1 pseudogene is annotated in these 554 nt (G+C 72.0%); it reads left to right on the top strand.

The annotated features are described in order from the left end of the window. Positions 1-554 (top strand): annotated as a pseudogene (locus U5775_RS38985) (type VI secretion protein VasK); the annotation flags it as partial.

Raw genomic sequence — 554 nt, 5'->3', positions numbered from 1 at the left:
TCGTCGAACTGGCTGCGCGCGCCGCTGGCGGGCGTCATGTTCGCGCCGGTTTTTCCGGGGTCGTCCGTGGTACCGGTGCCGGTCGTCGAGGGCGCCGACGGCACGCCCGCCCAGGCCACCGATGCACCGTCGGCGCAGATCCTGACCGTGACGCGTACCCAGCCCGCCGCCCTGCTGCCGGTATGGCAGGAGATCGCGGCGGGTTCGCCCGGCTATCGCGGTCGCCGCACCGGCTTTTACTGGCCCAATGTGTTGGCGATGGCCGGTATTGCCTGTGCCGTGGGCTGGATCGGCGCGCTGATGATATCGGGCCTCGGCAACCACGCGCTCATCCGCGAGGCCGAGACGACCGCTGCCGCGGCGCTGGCGGCGACACCCGGAACCCCGCAGGCGCTGCGCACGCAGCTCGCCCTCCAGCAGCAGATCGGGACGCTCGAATACCGGAGCGAGCACGGCGCACCGTGGTATCTGCGCGCAGGGCTCTCGCGCAACGACGAGCTGCTCGACGCGCTCTGGCCGCCGTACCGGACCGTCGCCCTGCGTAACCTGCGCCG

The organism is Paraburkholderia sp. J63, from assembly GCF_905220245.1.
In the GTDB taxonomy this organism is placed as follows: Bacteria; Pseudomonadota; Gammaproteobacteria; order Burkholderiales; family Burkholderiaceae; genus Paraburkholderia.
Note: the sequence above shows the minus strand (reverse complement) of the source record. Positions and strands in the feature narration are given on the sequence as shown.